This window comes from Escherichia fergusonii ATCC 35469, assembly GCF_000026225.1.
GTDB lineage: Bacteria > Pseudomonadota > Gammaproteobacteria > Enterobacterales > Enterobacteriaceae > Escherichia > Escherichia fergusonii.
Genome location: NC_011740.1, coordinates 1,187,723 through 1,204,961, shown reverse-complemented (window position 1 = coordinate 1,204,961; position 17,239 = coordinate 1,187,723). Strand labels below are relative to the sequence as shown.

Genomic DNA, 17,239 nt, shown 5'->3' with positions numbered 1-17,239 from the left:
ATTACTCCTGCCCCGGATTCAAACGGCGACGGCTGATAATGCGCAGTATTCGCCACAACACCCATGCCAGTAGCATCACACTACTCGCAGCCATCACCGCCAGTAAAACAGGATGATTCGCCAGGGTATACTGCAGCCGCTCATACCATGGCAAATGACCAACATAGTAAATATCGCCCGACCGCAGACTTTCAACGCCTGAATCACGAATAATCGCCAACGAACCAGATATCCCGGCGCGTTTTGTGCTGTCATTCAGAGCATTATTAAGCAACTGATAATCCTGAGCATTCTCTGCCAGTAACGCCACTACACTGCGCTTTTCGTGCCACGGGGACTCAAATCCTATCACCAATGCCATCGCAGCGGAGGAGCTAAGCGTTGTCTGAGTTTGTTTAAGTGCAATATTGTTAGCGTCTTTCAGATTCTCCGGAAGTGCGCCAATAAGCAAAATATCCGCATCTCTGCGTTCAATAGCACGACTATCATCCGTTACCGTGAGATTGATAGCAGGAAACCCGGTGTGTGCTCCGATTAACGCAACCGTATTTAACAGCGTGGACACCGGCGCTTCGTCTGGCGCTTTTGGCATCAGAACGAGCGTTTCTGAGAGATCCGCCATCCGGCTGAACGGAAACCCCGTGTGTGCAAACACCCGTAAATCTGGCATTGCCAAAAAGTGATGGTACTTAGAGAAATCGATCGTCGAGTCATCAGCAATTACCGCATGATTCTCAATCATCCGATAATTCATACAGCGCTTATCTGCCCGTTCTGGCAACGCATTTTTAAACTCGAAGTTAAAACGCAGACGATTAGTTTCCCCTGGTTTTAGCGCAGATACGGGTACTTCAGGATGATCATCAAGTAATTCTTGTAAAAGCGGTAAACGCAACACCTGACGTTGCGCATGGTCGTTCAAGGGTACGGATTGCAGAAACTGGTTGTTCAGGCTGATATCCATCTGCGCACCATCGACCACCGGCGGAGCGGTGTACCGATATTTAAGGTGCATATCGATACCACTGTTGCGCAATAAAAAGAGATCTGGCGGTAAATTCAGTGCCACATCAATTGCCGCAGAATCCACGCCACTGGACTGTAACTGCCCTTCCCAGGTTTTCAGCTCGGCAAACGTAATTGGACGATCAGTACGTACCCAATTTGGCGCATCGTATGGCTTTCGTGCTGCCAGCTGTTTGACATCTTTAACGACCACCCTTTCGCCACGGAATAATATATTGCCCTGAGCAATCCCCTTCGCCGCCATCAGTAGATCCTGATCATCACGCCCCAGGATCAGCAATAATTTATGTTGCGGATAAGCAGGATGCGTCATCATCCCGACCACCGGTGCATCTACTGCCGGGTAATTGTTGAGAAAGTCCGGGCGATTATCGTTAGTGGCAAAAACGATAGCATTACTGGATGGCAGCTGATTGTAATGTACAGGAAATTGTTGCCCACGCCAGGCGGAGCGTGAGCCAAACCATGAGGCAACAATAGCGGCAGCCTGCTGCTGTTCGCTGGCAGGTGATCCGGCAAATACCATCGGTATAATTGTGGGTCCCTCATCATGGGAATCGAAAAACGGTATCGGGAAAAAAGCTAAGTCGTTCTGTAGGGGAATTTTTTGCCAACGAAGCTCCAGCCCACTATTCCCTGAAACGTCCACCCACAGGCTACTGTTGGTCAGGTTCTCACAAGCTTGTCGATAATGGCCAACGAACTCCACTCGCACACGGTTGAAGTCTTTCATATACAGTGGGTTAAGCGTTACCCTGGCATGCGATTTTTTCCCCAGTTGCTCCGATGTAATCGGCAATACATCCATCAACTCATCATTGAGATAGATTTTGAGTTGCGACTGAACAGGCAATAGTGAAGGCGATGGCGTATATTCAAGGTTAAGCAACGCTTTTGTTGCTACCTCGTCACTACGCATTCCGAACTCAATGGTGCCATGCGGATTTACCCCATTGAGCTTCATTTTTCCCAAAGGCGAGATTTGCGCAAAGGAGAGTTTTACCTCGCGTGAAATTTCATCCTGAGTTGAAGAACTACTCGTTGTTGACGGTGTAGCAGCTGCCACTGGCAGTAACGTTATTCCCATTGCCAGTGCATAGATGCAAAAAAGTTTTCTTAGCATTATCAGAAATCTTAAAAACTAATTACAGTGAAGAGACTTTATGAACACAGAAAAAATTAAATAGTCATTTCTTCTTCATCGGAGAAATTAAAAATAATAAGAACTGGTAATAACCTTTTAGAGAAACCCAACAAATAGTCAAAAAGCTTTTTAAAATCTTGTCGCGAGGAAGGCTATTATGCCAGTCACTCCAGAGATTATCACGCGAAAAAGTTGCCCGTACATAATCGATATGTTCTTTATGCGTCATAGGCAATATTTTCAAACCAATTTTATTTTTAAACGCGTGAACAATTTCAACAGGGATCGCGCACTCCTCATCACCAGTATGTAAATATAAAGTCATTGGTTTATTTTTTTCGATATTCCGATTACCCAGCCTGCTATGAAGCGTGATACCTAATCCTCCCTCAGAAAAATCGATTACCGAACAAGTGTGTCGTGTGCCATTCGTCAGCAACAAGTGACCACTAAACGCGACCTCAATACGAGGCGAAACACGCACTTGCTTTTGCTCAATAGAAACTGCCAGCGTTGCGCCAATAATAATAGTGTTATATACCAGCCACATTAAACATATTGTGTTTAACAGTGCCGCTTCACCATTTAACTCACTAACCTGAATTATGCCTGCTATCAGACCACATAGATTCAAAATAGCAAAAATAACGTATGGGTATGAGATCTGCCAGTCCACATATTTATTGGCGATCAATCCACCTTTGGCAGTGACATTAAAACGCCCTTTCGCCGGGGCAATTAGTGCCACCAGTGTCGGTAGCGTAATATACCAGGCCAGCACCATCTCATAAATTTCATTCCAGAATGAATGGCGGTACTTACCCTGAATCCGTGAATTAATTAATACCACAATAAACAGATACGGCAAAACATAGGACATAATATCGGTGACAGTAGCATCGATAAGCCCTACGGAGAAAAAAATGGGGCACAGTGGTGCACAAAGAAAAATTAGTCGTGGTACGCCTGACAAAAAATGCATCATACTGCTGAGATAACACAGACGCTGAGATAGTTGCAGGCCTTTTCCCAACAACGGGTTGTCGATACGTAAAATTTGGATCATGCCGCGCGCCCAACGTATGCGTTGCCCGATATGTGCCGATAATGTTTCAGTTGCAAGACCAGCAGCTAATGGATAGCGCAAATACGCTGAACTGTAGCCAAGACGATGCAAACGCAGAGATGTATGCGCATCTTCTGTCACCGTTTCGACGGCAATCCCACCAATTTCATCCAACGGTTTACGACGGATAACCGCGCAAGAGCCACAGAAGAACGAGGCATTCCACGTATCAGTACCATTTTGAATCAAGCCATAAAACAGATGACCTTCATTAGGTTTCTGTCTAAATTTCCCTAAATTTCTTTCAAAAGGATCAGGAGAGAAAAAATGGTGTGGCGTTTGCATCATCGCCAGTTTTTCATCGGCTAAAAACCAGCCCATTGTTCGCTGCAAAAAAGATACCGAAGGAATATGGTCGCAATCAAAAATAGCGACAAATTCACTCTTCGCCAGCTTCAACGCATGATTAATATTTCCTGCTTTCGCGTGTTCATGAGTGCTTCTGGCTACATAACGAATTCCTGTTTCCTCGGCAAAACGGCGAAACGCGTCTCTACCTCCGTCATCTAATAACCAGATGGTGATTTTATCTTCTGGCCAGTTCATCGCTAATGCACCATAAACAGTGTTTTGCACCACTGACAACGGCTCATTATAGGTTGGAATAAAAATATCCACCGATGGCCAGTGTGTTGGATCTGCTGGCAATGGCAAGCTCTCACGGTTAAGCGGGAAACAAACCTGAAAATAACCCAGCAGTAACACGGCCCAAGCATAGATCTCGGCAATCAGTAGCGTTAACGAGAAGAAAATATCGGGATATTTATCCCATATTAAGGTGGTTGAAATCCGCCAGAAAATATAACGTGATGAGATCAAAATACCGATACCCATCAAGAAAAGCGTAATAAATCTTCCTTTGCCAAAATTGATCAGCAGGACCGCAAGACAAATAATGGCAGAAAAAAACGTCTGTTGATAAAGAGTAAGTGGTTGCTCAATCAGCGAGATGAAGATTATACAAAGCGTTATAATAACCAGCAGAAGTAATTTATGATAATGTGGTTTATATTTTATACTCACATCAATTAGCCCTGGATTTAAATGACTTCCTTTCGGATTTGAAACAATTTCGGCATCATTTTTACAGATTATTGCCAGGTAATCTGTGCCCTGCCGTTCTTCTTACTTTTGTATAACCGTTCATCTGCCATCACTTTCAGTCGTTCAATATTGTTGCCACACTCCTCAGTACTGGCGATGCCAATACTGCAACTACAATTCAAGCCCCCCATCCTGAATCTGACAATATGACTAAGCATGTGTAGCAAGGCGTTTAAATCATTATCGCGGTAGATAATTGCAAACTCATCGCCACCAAAACGATAAACATCGCCTTTATCACATGGTAATTGTTCTTTAATCAGACCTACCAGTTTAATCAGCACTTCATCACCAAACAAATGACCAAATTTATCATTGATGACTTTAAATTTATCCACATCAAACAAACATAAAAAGCCGAAATTTTCACTCAAGTCGTTAATATCACTATCGAAAATACGACGCACAGAAGCACGAGTGAGGCTGTCATAGGCACCAAAATCATAAATATCGCGGATCATATTAATTTCGCTTGGTGAGAAAAATATATTTTCACCTCTAATCTCATGAAATTGATTTGATAAAATTGCCTCTTTTTCAAGTTGTCCGCGATAGAGAATTTTGCTTAATAATTTGACATGATAATGATAAATCAACCATGTAATCACGGCTGAGATTGCAATCAAAATAAAACAGATGGCGAAATATTTACTTTTTTTGTAGGCCACAATAAACATCATGTCAGGAACATACGATAAGGCACGTGTAGAGGCAGACATGGGGAAAATAGAGTCGCTAATTAAGAAATCGTCTCCCGCTATTCGTTTCTCATTATCGTTGATATCATATAATGAGATAAATAAATCCTGTCTTTTTTCTGTCTGTAATTTCATCAGCGAAAGATAACGTTCAGGATCAACAACGAATATTAATGACATTCTGTAACCCACCGGGTGTTGATAATAGGCATATCCTTTTCCAGAAAATTTAATAATACCAATCTGGTGGTGATTATTAACTTTGAAAGCAGTCATTATTTCTTTGCAATAATCACCACCTTTCATGGTAATATTGATACAATGATCATTATTAATAAAAAATGGACCTATATCATACAAATAGCCAGGAGCAGGTTGCTCTGCATAACTTTGCCGAATGTGGTTCAAAAAATCTTCTGGGTTAGAATTAATTTTATCTAATAAGTTCGTCGCGACAGCACGCCGATATTCTGACACATTGGCAACAGAAAGACCATTATCCACAATAGCCGTTTTTACGGCGTTTATTTTACTCTTAACATTTTCAGTATATAGCGTACATGTTATCGCTGATATAAAAACAAAACATAGCACACTAATACCTGCTGCTTTATTCTTATACTTAAACATTGTCTTAACTTCTTTTCTGTGGTTTGCTATCGATATGCCATTCAGAGAATGGTAACGGCTTTTGATACAGGTATCCTTGTACCTGTGAGAAGCCCAATTTTTGTAATTCTTTTGCCTGATGTTCTGTTTCCACACCTTCAGCGATAACGGGTAGATTTTCTTCTCGGGCAAAACTGGAAATAAACCATACTATCCGGTTGGTTTCATCAAATACCCCGGAAGTAAACTCGGAGTCGATTTTGATACTGTCGGGTTTAACTTTGTAGAGTTTCTTCAAGTCAGCAAGCCCACTACCAAAATCGTCCAGCGCAATTTTGATACCGTTACCTTTTAACACAATAATATTGTTATAAAAGCTGTCATTAATCTCTTTTACTGCTGATTCAGTGATCTCAAGACAAATTTGTCCGGCATTAATATTGAAATCTTTAATCAACTGCAAAACACGATGATGAAAATCGAAGTCATTTAACTGCCAGGGAGAAACATTAATATGCAATAAAAACTCATCACTAATCACATACTCATTACTGAACTGGCTGAATTCGCGAATAGCATTCTCAAGTATATAATCACCTAGCTCTTTAATCAGTCCAATATCTTCAGCGATAGACACAAATACAGCCGGGGAGATAAAACCATACTCAGCTGAGTTCCACCGGCACAGCGCTTCCGCTCCCACGACTTCGTTGCTGTCGATATTAACGATCGGCTGATACACCAGATAAAATTCACCACGGCTGATTGCATGTTTTATATTGCTTGCCACCCATACCTTTTGATCTAATTCGTGAAGTTTAATATCATCATAATACAGAAATTCAGATTGTTTATTTTCGCGCATAGCTGTCATCGCTAATTTTAATTTACCTTCATATATAGACACATCTTTCCCGGAAAAGGTTTCACAAAGTGCTGTTTTATGCACATAAATATTCCGCAGGCAAAATATATTTTCCGGGAGATTAAGAACCGAGAAGTTAGAAATAAATTCTTCACAATCTGTATAGCAAAGCAATAAATATCTGTCGTTTGATATTTTAATAATATCACAGTGAGATGAATATTTTGCAGAGATTTTCGACTTTAATTCACTAATAATAGCATTGTATTTCTCGCTACCATAAATGGCTTCAGCAAACTCAAGCCCGTAAAGACAAATCATTCCTGCTGCAACATAATCTTTGTTATTGGTTTCAATAACCGCTGTATTGATATAAAAACTAGTCCCCTGTTCGTAGGAAACCAAATTTAACATACGTTCAATTCTTTCTTTATATTTCTCACCAATGGTATTGATAATTTTCTTAAGTTCAACAATTTCTCGGCTATCTTCGGTTGAAATATCTACTTTATCTTCCTTGTAGACTGAATTGCCTAAATGTTCCAGATTACGCACCAGTTTACCTGACTCACCACTAATTTTTCGGGTAATTACAATGATGATGTACCAGAGCAGAAAGAAGCAGACAATTCCACTCATAAACATTAAGACAAAACTTTTATTCAGATAGGATAACTTACTGTTAAGCGAATAGAAATAGTGAAATTTAACATCAGGAAGTTTAGGTAATATAATGACTTTCTCAAAATACTCATCAGTATCATTACTGGTTCTGTATTCACCATTAGTATCTTTAACGATAAGATGTAGCGTTGATTCCTCATTCCCGCCGATAATTCGTCCATTATTTTCTAAAAAGATAATATCGCCTGGTTTCCCCTGAGCATTTAAAAAATTCGTCAAATATTTCTCATCCAGATCCAAATGAATAAGTTTGATTGCAAAATTGTTTTTTTCATTTTCTGAAGGAGACAAAGAGAATGTAAAGCATTTTTTACCGGGCATACCATAACAATCGTACCATGATGCCCATTTGCTAACCGCACCTGGAGGAATGTCATTCCACGGACGAGATAGAGGGTTAAAGTTCTCATCAATTACTTCACCATCGGCGCCAGTGAGTGGTCTGCCAGGGACAAATTTCGCCTGTAGTTTTATTTCACCACCGGGCGTGCGAATGAAGCTATAATATTTACCATTATTCATCATCAGGCCAACCAGATTTATGCCCTCTATTTTTGCCATACGATGAATTAATGCACGTTTGATCTCTTCTTCATCCTGTAACAGATAAAGTGCATCTTTTAGCGCATCAGCTTCTTTTTCTACTTTTGAAAAATAATTGCGTAAATTGTTCCGTAATAATTCCTGGTGATTCTTTGAAGAACTTTCTGCAATTTTTTTGTGAAAGTCAAAGGCAGTAAAAAGACTCAGCAAAATATAAACAGCAATGGCGACAGTAATTGCGAATTTGAAACTGGAGTTAACTTTTTCGGAAATACTATACATAAATGATGAGTTCTAAATGATATGCTGGAAACTATATTAAGAAGATAATTTTTATATCCCACACACTTCAAGTTGCAGGTACTGCGACTGCAATTCGAACTATTTAGTCGTTTATTCTCTTATTCAATGATCTAAATTGTAACCCATGTGACATTAAACATCATTAATTGTTCCCATATACGATTGTTAACCTGAATAACGCCCACGCTACCGCCTTTCGTGTTTTTAACGAAATGAGATATAGGGTACAAACAGTCAGGCTCTGGCTATGCAATTAAGAGCCGGTCCCGTTAGATATTTATTTGAATTAAACGATCCATGTTTGGCAGGAGAGGAAGGGGTAATACTTTCCTGGTAAATTACCGCTGAGTTACATGAGCATGCTGTGGTGATATTTTAACCTTCAGTCGTGCAATAAAAGCCCCGTCATGGTTAAAATATGACTTACAATGTTTAATAAACAGCTTCTTCACTACAAAGAGTGATCGGGTAACTTCAAACGGAGAATATGACAGCCTGATAAATCCTTTGACCCAACATTTTATTTTTAACTTTCTGCAATGTGAAGCCATTGATTACATAAGCATTTTTCTTTTATGTTGATTTTGTATGGCTTTTTATGTTGGCAGACATAAACAAATCAGAACATATCACTAAAATATATTGCATATGTGACATATTATAAACGATAACTACACAATGCTTAGTCACTTAATCTTAATCAATGAAAATTGTAATTCTTGATATAAATCAAAATAAAGCATTAATCACCGAATGAATTTGTTTGTTTATTAGCCAGTATCGCTTGTTTTTTCAACATCATCAGACTGAATTACAATAATAATGAAATTAATCACTCACATTATCAGTTAAATTTAAATTATCACCCAGATACAAAAAGCGCCAATATCTAAAATTATTAAAAATTAAGCGTTAATATGATGGCATTATTAAAATTTTAATAATCGACGCTTTAAAAGTTCATCTCTTTCACTAAGTAAAATATACCGGGCTGCAACTTGTAACTTTTCGAGGATATAAAAAAAGCAGACATATGCCTGCTTTCTGTAATTTATGATTAAGCCCTAACGAGGCCGAATGCCTTCAAGAATAATCCGCTGCACATTCTCAACAGTCTGATTAAAAAATATCTCATCACGCAGGGTTGCACCTGTTACTGCCTCCACTTGAGGGGCAAAATCAGCATAATGCTGAGTGGATGCCCATATCATAAAGATCAGATGTTGCGGATCGATCGGCGCCAGTTTGCCGCTATTCACCCACCCCGCGATCAACGCCGATTTCTCGTCAATCAACGCCTTGAGATCACCCGTTAATTCATCCATCAGTAACGGCGCACCTGCCAGCATTTCCATACAGAACAGCCGCGATGCCTGAGGATAATCACGGGAAACTTCAAGTTTCAGGCGGATGTATTCTTTAATCGCTGCCAGCGGTGCAAAATCCTCATGAAACGCCTTTAACGGTGCCAGCCAGATATCAAGGATCTGACGTAACACGGCAATATAAAGGGCCTCTTTTGACGGGTAATAATAAAGCAGATTCGTTTTCGACACTCCCGCCAGCTCGGCAATCTGTTCCAGTCTGGTGCCGTGAAAACCATATTGTGAAAAAGTATCCAGTGCTGCGCTTAAGATCGCTTTTTTCTTCGCACTCACTGCCTGCGAACGTTTACCTGTTGCTTTCACTGCGCCTTGTGCCATGCGCTCTCCCCTCTTTTCATATGGGCAACAGGATAGCAAAAGGCCTGTCCGGCCTCGACCTTCTGCATTCAGATTGCAGCTGAATGCAGAATTTATGAACGGGCAACAGAGAACAGTTGTTGAATTTAAAGACAATAAAAAACCGCCGGGGCTACCGGCGGTGGTGGCTTAATGACGCTCTTCAGACAAAAACGCATTCGTCATTAACTAAGCCTGGCTAGCTGTCGCTCTTACCGTGACTGCTTTTGCCACCTTTTTTTCCTGCTTCAGATGCGCGCTGCGGGTCATTTTTGAAATTCCCCCCGCTGTGCTGTCCACCTTTTTTACCTGCTTCTGATGCTCTTTCGCGGTCTTCTGCAAAATTGCCTGAACCGCCTCGATGGTTTGCCATCACTGACCTCCGTCATCATATTGCATGGATTGAACGCGGCGTATGGCGGCTGCCATATTTTCGCTACGTGGGACTAAGCTTAGTGAAGTGACGCGGACAGGTCGGCGTTTGGTAATATCCTGCAATAGCTTCTTAGCAAGAATTAATATCATTTCTAATAATCACCCATAAGCTACTCTTATGATTAAAAAAACGCGATGGGATAAAAATGTATCATTTTGCGACAAATTTACGCGCTTGTGAAAATTGTTATAAATCAAATAAGTGGTTGTGAAATTTGCACTCTGAAAAGGACGTCTTATCTTTAAAAGAGTGGTAGCGAATCGCTACGGAATAGAGATAACACGAGGAGTGGTTAGAAATGGCTAAAGTTCTGGTGCTTTATTATTCCATGTACGGACATATTGAAACGATGGCGCGTGCCGTCGCGGAAGGCGCAAGCAAAGTCGATGGCGCAGAAGTTATCGTTAAGCGTGTACCGGAAACCATGCCGCCGCAATTATTTGAAAAAGCAGGCGGTAAAACGCAAACTGCCCCCGTTGCAACTCCGCAAGAACTGGCAGATTACGACGCCATTATTTTTGGTACACCGACCCGCTTTGGCAATATGTCGGGCCAGATGCGTACCTTCCTGGATCAGACGGGTGGCCTGTGGGCTTCCGGCGCACTGTACGGAAAACTGGCGAGCGTCTTTAGCTCCACGGGTACTGGCGGTGGTCAGGAACAAACCATCACATCCACCTGGACGACCCTTGCGCACCACGGCATGGTGATTGTCCCTATTGGCTACGCAGCGCAGGAATTATTTGACGTCTCGCAGGTTCGTGGCGGAACGCCGTACGGCGCAACCACCATCGCAGGCGGTGACGGTTCACGCCAGCCCAGCCAGGAAGAACTGTCTATTGCTCGTTATCAAGGGGAATATGTCGCTGGTCTGGCAGTTAAACTTAACGGCTAATCTTCAACAGGAGGATACGCATGCCAACTCAAGAAGCGAAAGCTCATCACGTCGGTGAATGGGCATCTCTGCGCAATACGTCGCCGGAAATAGCCGAGGCCATTTTTGAAGTCGCCGGGTATGACGAAAAAATGGCGGAGAAAATTTGGGAAGAAGGTAGCGATGAAGTGTTAGTCAAAGCCTTTGCTAAAACCGATAAAGATTCGCTTTTTTGGGGCGAACAGACCATCGAACGTAAAAACGTTTAATCCTGAACCTCCCCCGTTTCTCTGAATTGCGCCCCAAAAGCTGGGCACCCAACTGATTAAGGTGCAGTTCATTCCTCACGGGGGAGTTTTCTGTTATTTCACCGCTTCATTCAACACGCTATCAAACTTATCCATTGGGCAAAAACCGTTGGCATCTATCGGGCAGCCGGTTAATTCCAGCGTCACGCGCTGAGCCGGAGCCTGCAACGTTAACGCATCGGCATTACGCAACTGTTCCGCACTCTGGTACACATACTCGATTTTCATCAGGTCGCGATTAGCTTTGTTGTCATGCCAACGCTGGAAAACGATTTTGCCGCCAATCGGCGTGCGTTCGTTCTGGTCATGCAACTGATACGGTTTGAAATCAAGTGCCGTTAACAGAGAGGCAATGTTGGAGTCGTGCCCAACCAACACCGTGATTTTCGGTGCACTGGCACGATCGGTGACCAGGGCTTTGTCGATATAACTGACCAGCGGTTTCGCGACATTACGCGCCACTTCCGGTGAAGTAAACAGGCTATCCTGGTAACCATTTTTCAGTTTCGACAATACCTTCCACTGCTGATCTGATTTGATCTCTCCCCATGCCACCTGATCCATTGGAAAACCTTCGTAGTATTGCAAAGTAAACGCATCTACCAGCGAGTTGCCGACTTTCAGCGGCCCGGAAACGCCCGGTTCTTGTTGATACTTCGCGCTAAAGGTGTTTTTGCCATCTACCAGCGAACACTGCTGTTTCTCTTTACAGGCAGGAGAATCTTTATAGTTAACGATTTTTTCCAGTAGCTTGTAGCTGTCGGTAAGCTGGAGTTTGCCGAGCTCTTTCTCCATTGCCGCCACCGCCTGCTCACTGAATGCGGCAGAATCATCGGTGATCACCGGGTTAAAGGTTGGGTCCATGGTGCCCATTTTTTCCTGGTGGTGGACCGGAATGTCACACCCAGGGAATGCGCCAGTAATAAAGAATTGTGCGGTAGCGACGGTACGTTGCAGGCTGTTGGCATAGGCATAAACGGTGTCAGGCGGCGGGCATTCCCCCGAATTCACCATCCCCTGCTCTGCCAGCCACTCACGCATATAGTGGCCCATATACACTTCCAGCACACCGCCTTTGGTGGTGAGTTGCCCGCCGGGAACGTCCCACTGCGGCCATTTATTCGGTGTGGATTGTTCCAGCACACTGCCGTTATTTGCCAACGGTGCACGTAAATTATGACGGCTCATCAGCAACACTTGTTGTAACTGATAGCCTTCCGGTGTGGTCTGTGCCTGCGCATTCGAAGAGACTAAAACCATCCCTGCCACAGCTGCGGCGATTACTGTTTTTTTCATTCCTCGCACCTCTTTTGTCATCAATGATTAAAGAGTGTGACAGAAATATGACATTTTTCCGGGAACAGGTTCGCAAATTGACAGATGACGAGACGGGAAACCGTCAGGCGATAACGGACAGTAGTCGCGCTATCGCCTGGTTTGTATCGTTAAACTAATACCTGAAACAGCAAGGCAAAAAGAATGATATTGGCAATGACAATAGCCCAACCGTTATAAAGCATATATTTCAGGTGAGTAGATTGCGCCAGCCCCATTTGACCAAACATATCCGATGAAGGGAAAGGCCCAAACCAGTCCACTTGCGATGAGGCTAATAATACTGCCGTTGTTCCCTGAGGTGGCACCCCCGCAGCCATCAGCATCGGACCAAATATTTTGTGCGTAAAGGTCATCTGAGCAACAGCAGCGCCGGGCACATGACCGATAATATTAAAGGCAAAAATACAAAAGCAAAGCCATGCCGGAGATATCCCGGTTAACAGTGGTTGGGTGTATTCGAGCAATCCCTGATACGCCTGCAGGCTATCCATAAGTTCCAGAATCGGGTTATACAACCAGTAGAGCAGAAACATCCACACCAGTCTGCCACAACCTTTATACAGCGCTTGCAGGATCCCGGTTGGGCTTAATCCGCCCACCAGCCCGGTGATCAACGCCACCAGCAACATCACGATAATGGCAAAACTAAAACCTGCTTTTATCACTACGCCAATAACCGCCATCACAATAATGGTTGCCGCAAATGCCAGGGCGCTGAGTTTGCGACGACGATCGCGGGCAGGATCCTCTTCTTCCTGAGTTTTCTCTGAGAGATCCACTTCGTAGTGTAATTTTCCTTCCGTCATCTTCTGAATTCGCCCGGCCATTATCCAGCCAGCAAATAACGTCACGGCGCTCATTGGTAGCCCGACGTACATCAGGTATTGCGGATAAGTCAGGCCGCCGAGTTGTAAAATCGTCACGGTACTGGGAGTAAATGGCCCGGTAAACAATCCCACTGACCCCGCCGTCATCATCAGTGCAGCCACCGTAGGCGGTGTCAGCCGTACTGCCGCCGCGACAGGAATAATCACCGCGACAATAATGGCGTTGCCGCCTGCCATTGTGCCCAGCGCGCCACAGATGAGAATGGATGACACGACGATACCAAATTTGACCCGTGTCTGGCTGGAAAGCCCGATACGATGTACCACAAATTTGACCAGTTCAACGGCGGCTCCGGTACGTGTTGCCACTTCACCGACACCGGCGCCAAGCATAATGATCAGACCAACAGTGGCGATAAATGATCCTGTCGATTTTGCCAGCATGGTGCCCATTTCAGGTAACCCGGTGGAGGTCATTATCATCGCAATAATAATCGATGAAATAACCGCCAGAACAATATCGACGCCTATCAACGAGAGCACCGCTAACGCCACCAGTGGTGTAAAACCAAGCAGTCCGAGTTCATTACCTGGACGCCCCTGACACCAGAACGCGGTCAGTAAAAAGGCAATCAACAACAAGCCAATAATGACATTCTTTTTGGTGATATTTTGTCTGGTTAGCGAACCACCAGCGAGCATTGAGTCACTCATATAACTCCTTAACCCCATCGAATCGACTTTCAATATCAGCCGATGTATTTGGACAGCTCAGAAAATATCCCCCCTCGTTATTATTGTTAGCAAAATGCACTGAGGGTTTGTCCGGGTACTACAGGTATTATTCTGAGTTCGTAATTAACCCCTTTAGGTGGGCAAATAACGCATTGTTACCAGAACAGGCGTTACAGATTAAATTTATGTTAACTTGGTGTTACCATGAAATGACTTTTTATCTACCGTCTATAACTCTGGGTTAACTCTTAATGAAACTGCGCCACCTGGAAATCTTCTATGCTGTGATGACATGCGGGACACTTTCACGGGCAGCGGAATCGCTGAATATTTCCCAGCCGGCCGCCAGTAAAGCGTTAAAAAACGCTGAGCAAAAACTCGGTTTTCAGCTCTTTCAGCGAGTACGTGGCAAGCTTCTTCCAACCAGCGAAGCGCTCACACTTTTTGAAAAAGCGCAGTCGATTTATCACGAACTCGACAACCTGCGACTGCTGGCCGATAACCTGACGCGAGATCCGCGAGCCAGAATAGCCCTGGGATGCCTGCCAAGCCTGGGATTAAGTCTGGTGCCAGAAATAGTCACTGCGTTTTACCAGCAGAATGCGAATCTGGTAATGACACTGACGACAGAACACACCGAAACGTTGGTTAAAAAACTTGATCTCCGTGAGATTGATCTGGCCCTGACGCTACAGCCGATTCAACAGGGGGAGATTATGACGACGCTGATAGCCGAAGTTCCGCTGGTTTATATAGACCGGGACTATCGCCAGGGCGCAGTAGAAATAGACAAGATTGACCAGCAACGCTGGATTTCTCCCGGTCCCTATTCCCTTTCCGATGCAATAGCCAAACGGCGTGACTTTTTGACGACGCGCCTGAATGTCCAGACCTATTACATGGCGACGGAATTTGTAAAACGAGGAATGGGATGCAGTATTACCGATATTTTCTCTGCCCGTCATAACCTTCCGGCAGAGACGATTCACCCCATCGAACCCCCAATGAAAATAGACCTTTGTTTGTTACGCCGTGCCGACGTTTCACTTAGCCCTATTACACAAAAATTTGTCGATTTCCTTTGTCAGCAATTACGTCTTCAGCTGCGAGCCATTAACCTTGAGTTATACCCTGAAAATAAAAAGTCAATTGCTCCTCAGGCCTAAATGTTTTGACATAACCCCAACGCATTTATTAGCGGTGGATATCTCAAGTAATGAAAAAACGCATTGTAGTTATTGGCGGCGGGGTAATTGGTCTGGCAACAGCATGGGTGCTGGTAAAACAGGGCCATCAGGTGCAATTGTTAGAACGCAACAGCCAGGCAGGTGTCGCCACCAGTTTCGCTAACGGAGGGCAACTCAGTTATCGCTACGTTGCTCCTCTGGCGGATAAAGGCGTACCGATGCAGGGGCTTAAATGGATGGGGAAAAGCAGCTCTCCCCTGAATATGCGTTTGCGCATGTCATTTAGCCAGTGGCGCTGGTTGCTGGAATTTTTACTGGCCTGCAATAGCCGGACAAATAAACTCAATGGCGATCATATTTTACGTTTATCACTGTTAAGTCGTCAGGTCATGGAAGAGTGGCTGCTGGAAGATAATCTTGATGATTTTCACTGGCGCCGTTCTGGCAAACTGATTATTCATCGCCGCCCGCAAGATTTAGCCAAAGCAGCAAAAGGCATTAATCCGCAATTTCAACAGGCGTTATCACGCGAAGAGTGCGTTCATCTGGAACCAGCACTAAAACATATTAGTCATTCATTGTGTGGCGGTATTTATTCCCCCGGCGATGAAACGGCGGACTGCTATAAGTTCTGCCAGGCATTACTTGCCAAACTTAATGCCAGCGCAAACTTTTCGCTACAGACCGATTGTGAAGTTTTGCAGTTGAATAAAAAAGGCGAGCGCATTGATTCCCTTACCACCAGCACAGGAACACTGGTTGCTGATGATTATGTCGTTGCCGCGGGTAATGGCAGTAAGCATTTACTTGCCGGAACCGGGACTCACGTACCGCTCTGCGGTCTGAAAGGTTACAGTCTGACGCTCCCCTTTCCACAAGAAATGGGGATCGCACCGCAAATCAGTGTCACCGACTATGGTCATAAAATTGTCTATGCCCGCCTCGGTGACCGGTTGCGTATCGCCGCTATGGTCGATATTGGCTATGACGGTAATGAACTGCGCCCTGAACGAATCAATGCGTTAAAGCAGATCGTCGCTAACAGCTTTCCGCAACTGCAAGGCATCAATGATGCCGAATTATGGACAGGTATGCGTCCATCCACCCCTGCGGGTCCGCCACTGTTAGGACGGGCGAAGTATCAAAATCTGTGGATGAATCTTGGCCAGGGCAGTCTGGGCTTCACCTTAGCGGCAGGTAGTGCCGTGGTGTTAGGCGCTCTACTGTCGGGCGAAGATCCCGTAATTTCCCTTGATGGACTGACATGGAGCCAATCAGCTTGAATATCAAACGTAATAACCCACAACCTCGTCTTGCCGCCAGTGTGGAATATGGCAATCTTGTATTTCTCTCCGGCCAGACACCGAAGAGCAATACTCCTGACATCGCGCAACAAACGCGCGAAGTGCTGGAGAAAATCGACGCATTACTTGCTGAAGCTGGTAGTGATAAATTTCATCTCTTGTCCGCTCAGGTATGGTTAAAAGATATCAGCCGCAATTTTGCCGATTTCAACGACGTATGGGTTAACTGGATGCCAGAAGGATATAGCCCGGCACGTGCTGCCGTGCAGGCTGAGATGGCCCGCCCGGAGATTCTGGTTGAAGTGATGGTCACTGCGGTAAAAGCGGGATAATCCCCCATTGTCAGCCCCCTGCCAACATCGTCATGGGGCTTAAACGCCCCCTCTTTTACCTGCCAACATTCAGGC

At 44.2% G+C, this 17,239-nt stretch carries 13 protein-coding genes; 5 read left to right on the top strand and 8 right to left on the bottom strand.

Translation table 11 applies throughout. The features are described 5' to 3' along the window. Nucleotide 1: 1 nt before the first annotated feature. The 6 genes from bcsB to EFER_RS05860 form a co-directional block, all read right to left on the bottom strand. Entirely contained in the window at nucleotides 2-2,149 is a 2,148-nt protein-coding gene (gene bcsB / locus EFER_RS05885; RefSeq protein ID WP_015953331.1) for a cellulose biosynthesis cyclic di-GMP-binding regulatory protein BcsB, read from the bottom strand. 64 nt (nucleotides 2,150-2,213) lie between these two features. Continuing rightward, the gene (gene bcsA, locus EFER_RS05880) at nucleotides 2,214-4,319 is read right to left on the bottom strand and encodes a UDP-forming cellulose synthase catalytic subunit (RefSeq protein ID WP_000025047.1); all 2,106 of its coding nucleotides are present in this window, start codon (nucleotides 4,317-4,319) and stop codon (nucleotides 2,214-2,216) included. A gap of 68 nt (nucleotides 4,320-4,387) precedes the next feature. Beyond that, the gene (locus tag EFER_RS05875) at nucleotides 4,388-5,728 is read right to left on the bottom strand and encodes a GGDEF domain-containing protein (protein ID WP_000477642.1); all 1,341 of its coding nucleotides are present in this window, start codon (nucleotides 5,726-5,728) and stop codon (nucleotides 4,388-4,390) included. Between the two features lie 4 nt (nucleotides 5,729-5,732). After that, complete coding sequence (locus EFER_RS05870) at nucleotides 5,733-8,081, bottom strand: sensor domain-containing phosphodiesterase (RefSeq protein ID WP_000286911.1); 2,349 nt, start codon at nucleotides 8,079-8,081, stop codon at nucleotides 5,733-5,735. Between the two features lie 1,085 nt (nucleotides 8,082-9,166). Next, nucleotides 9,167-9,805 (bottom strand): HTH-type transcriptional regulator RutR, encoded by a 639-nt coding sequence (gene rutR, locus EFER_RS05865; RefSeq protein ID WP_000046884.1) that lies wholly within the window; start codon nucleotides 9,803-9,805, stop codon nucleotides 9,167-9,169. A gap of 217 nt (nucleotides 9,806-10,022) precedes the next feature. Beyond that, the gene (locus EFER_RS05860; protein WP_001273659.1) at nucleotides 10,023-10,196 is read right to left on the bottom strand and encodes a con-10 family general stress protein; all 174 of its coding nucleotides are present in this window, start codon (nucleotides 10,194-10,196) and stop codon (nucleotides 10,023-10,025) included. 361 nt (nucleotides 10,197-10,557) lie between these two features. On the opposite strand from EFER_RS05860, the gene wrbA reads away from it, so the two are divergent. Beyond that, entirely contained in the window at nucleotides 10,558-11,154 is a 597-nt protein-coding gene (wrbA, locus tag EFER_RS05850) for an NAD(P)H:quinone oxidoreductase (protein ID WP_001151432.1), read from the top strand. 20 nt (nucleotides 11,155-11,174) lie between these two features. Next, entirely contained in the window at nucleotides 11,175-11,402 is a 228-nt protein-coding gene (locus EFER_RS05845) for a YccJ family protein (RefSeq protein ID WP_001143120.1), read from the top strand. A 93-nt stretch (nucleotides 11,403-11,495) separates the two neighbouring features. On the opposite strand, the gene agp is transcribed toward EFER_RS05845, so the two are convergent. Together agp and EFER_RS05835 are read right to left on the bottom strand one after the other, a co-directional pair. Then, a complete protein-coding gene (agp, locus tag EFER_RS05840; RefSeq protein ID WP_000754359.1) occupies nucleotides 11,496-12,737 on the bottom strand; it encodes a bifunctional glucose-1-phosphatase/inositol phosphatase in 1,242 nt (413 codons plus the stop codon). 149 nt (nucleotides 12,738-12,886) lie between these two features. Beyond that, entirely contained in the window at nucleotides 12,887-14,320 is a 1,434-nt protein-coding gene (locus EFER_RS05835; protein WP_001285183.1) for a gluconate:proton symporter, read from the bottom strand. A gap of 272 nt (nucleotides 14,321-14,592) precedes the next feature. Here EFER_RS05835 and admX point away from each other — a divergent pair, with 272 nt between their 5' ends. The 3 genes from admX to EFER_RS05820 are packed head-to-tail and all read left to right on the top strand — an operon-like array spanning nucleotide 14,593 to nucleotide 17,164. Beyond that, nucleotides 14,593-15,507, top strand: coding sequence for an HTH-type transcriptional regulator AdmX (gene admX, locus EFER_RS05830; RefSeq protein ID WP_000776567.1), 915 nt, complete (start codon nucleotides 14,593-14,595; stop codon nucleotides 15,505-15,507). A gap of 50 nt (nucleotides 15,508-15,557) precedes the next feature. Then, nucleotides 15,558-16,811 carry a D-amino acid dehydrogenase gene (locus EFER_RS05825; RefSeq protein WP_000746244.1) on the top strand — a complete coding sequence of 418 codons (1,254 nt, stop codon included), beginning with the start codon at nucleotides 15,558-15,560 and terminating at the stop codon, nucleotides 16,809-16,811. Beyond that, a complete protein-coding gene (locus EFER_RS05820; RefSeq protein WP_024256421.1) occupies nucleotides 16,808-17,164 on the top strand; it encodes a RidA family protein in 357 nt (118 codons plus the stop codon). The genes EFER_RS05825 and EFER_RS05820 overlap by 4 nt, the downstream gene beginning before the upstream one ends. Nucleotides 17,165-17,239 lie beyond the last annotated feature (75 nt).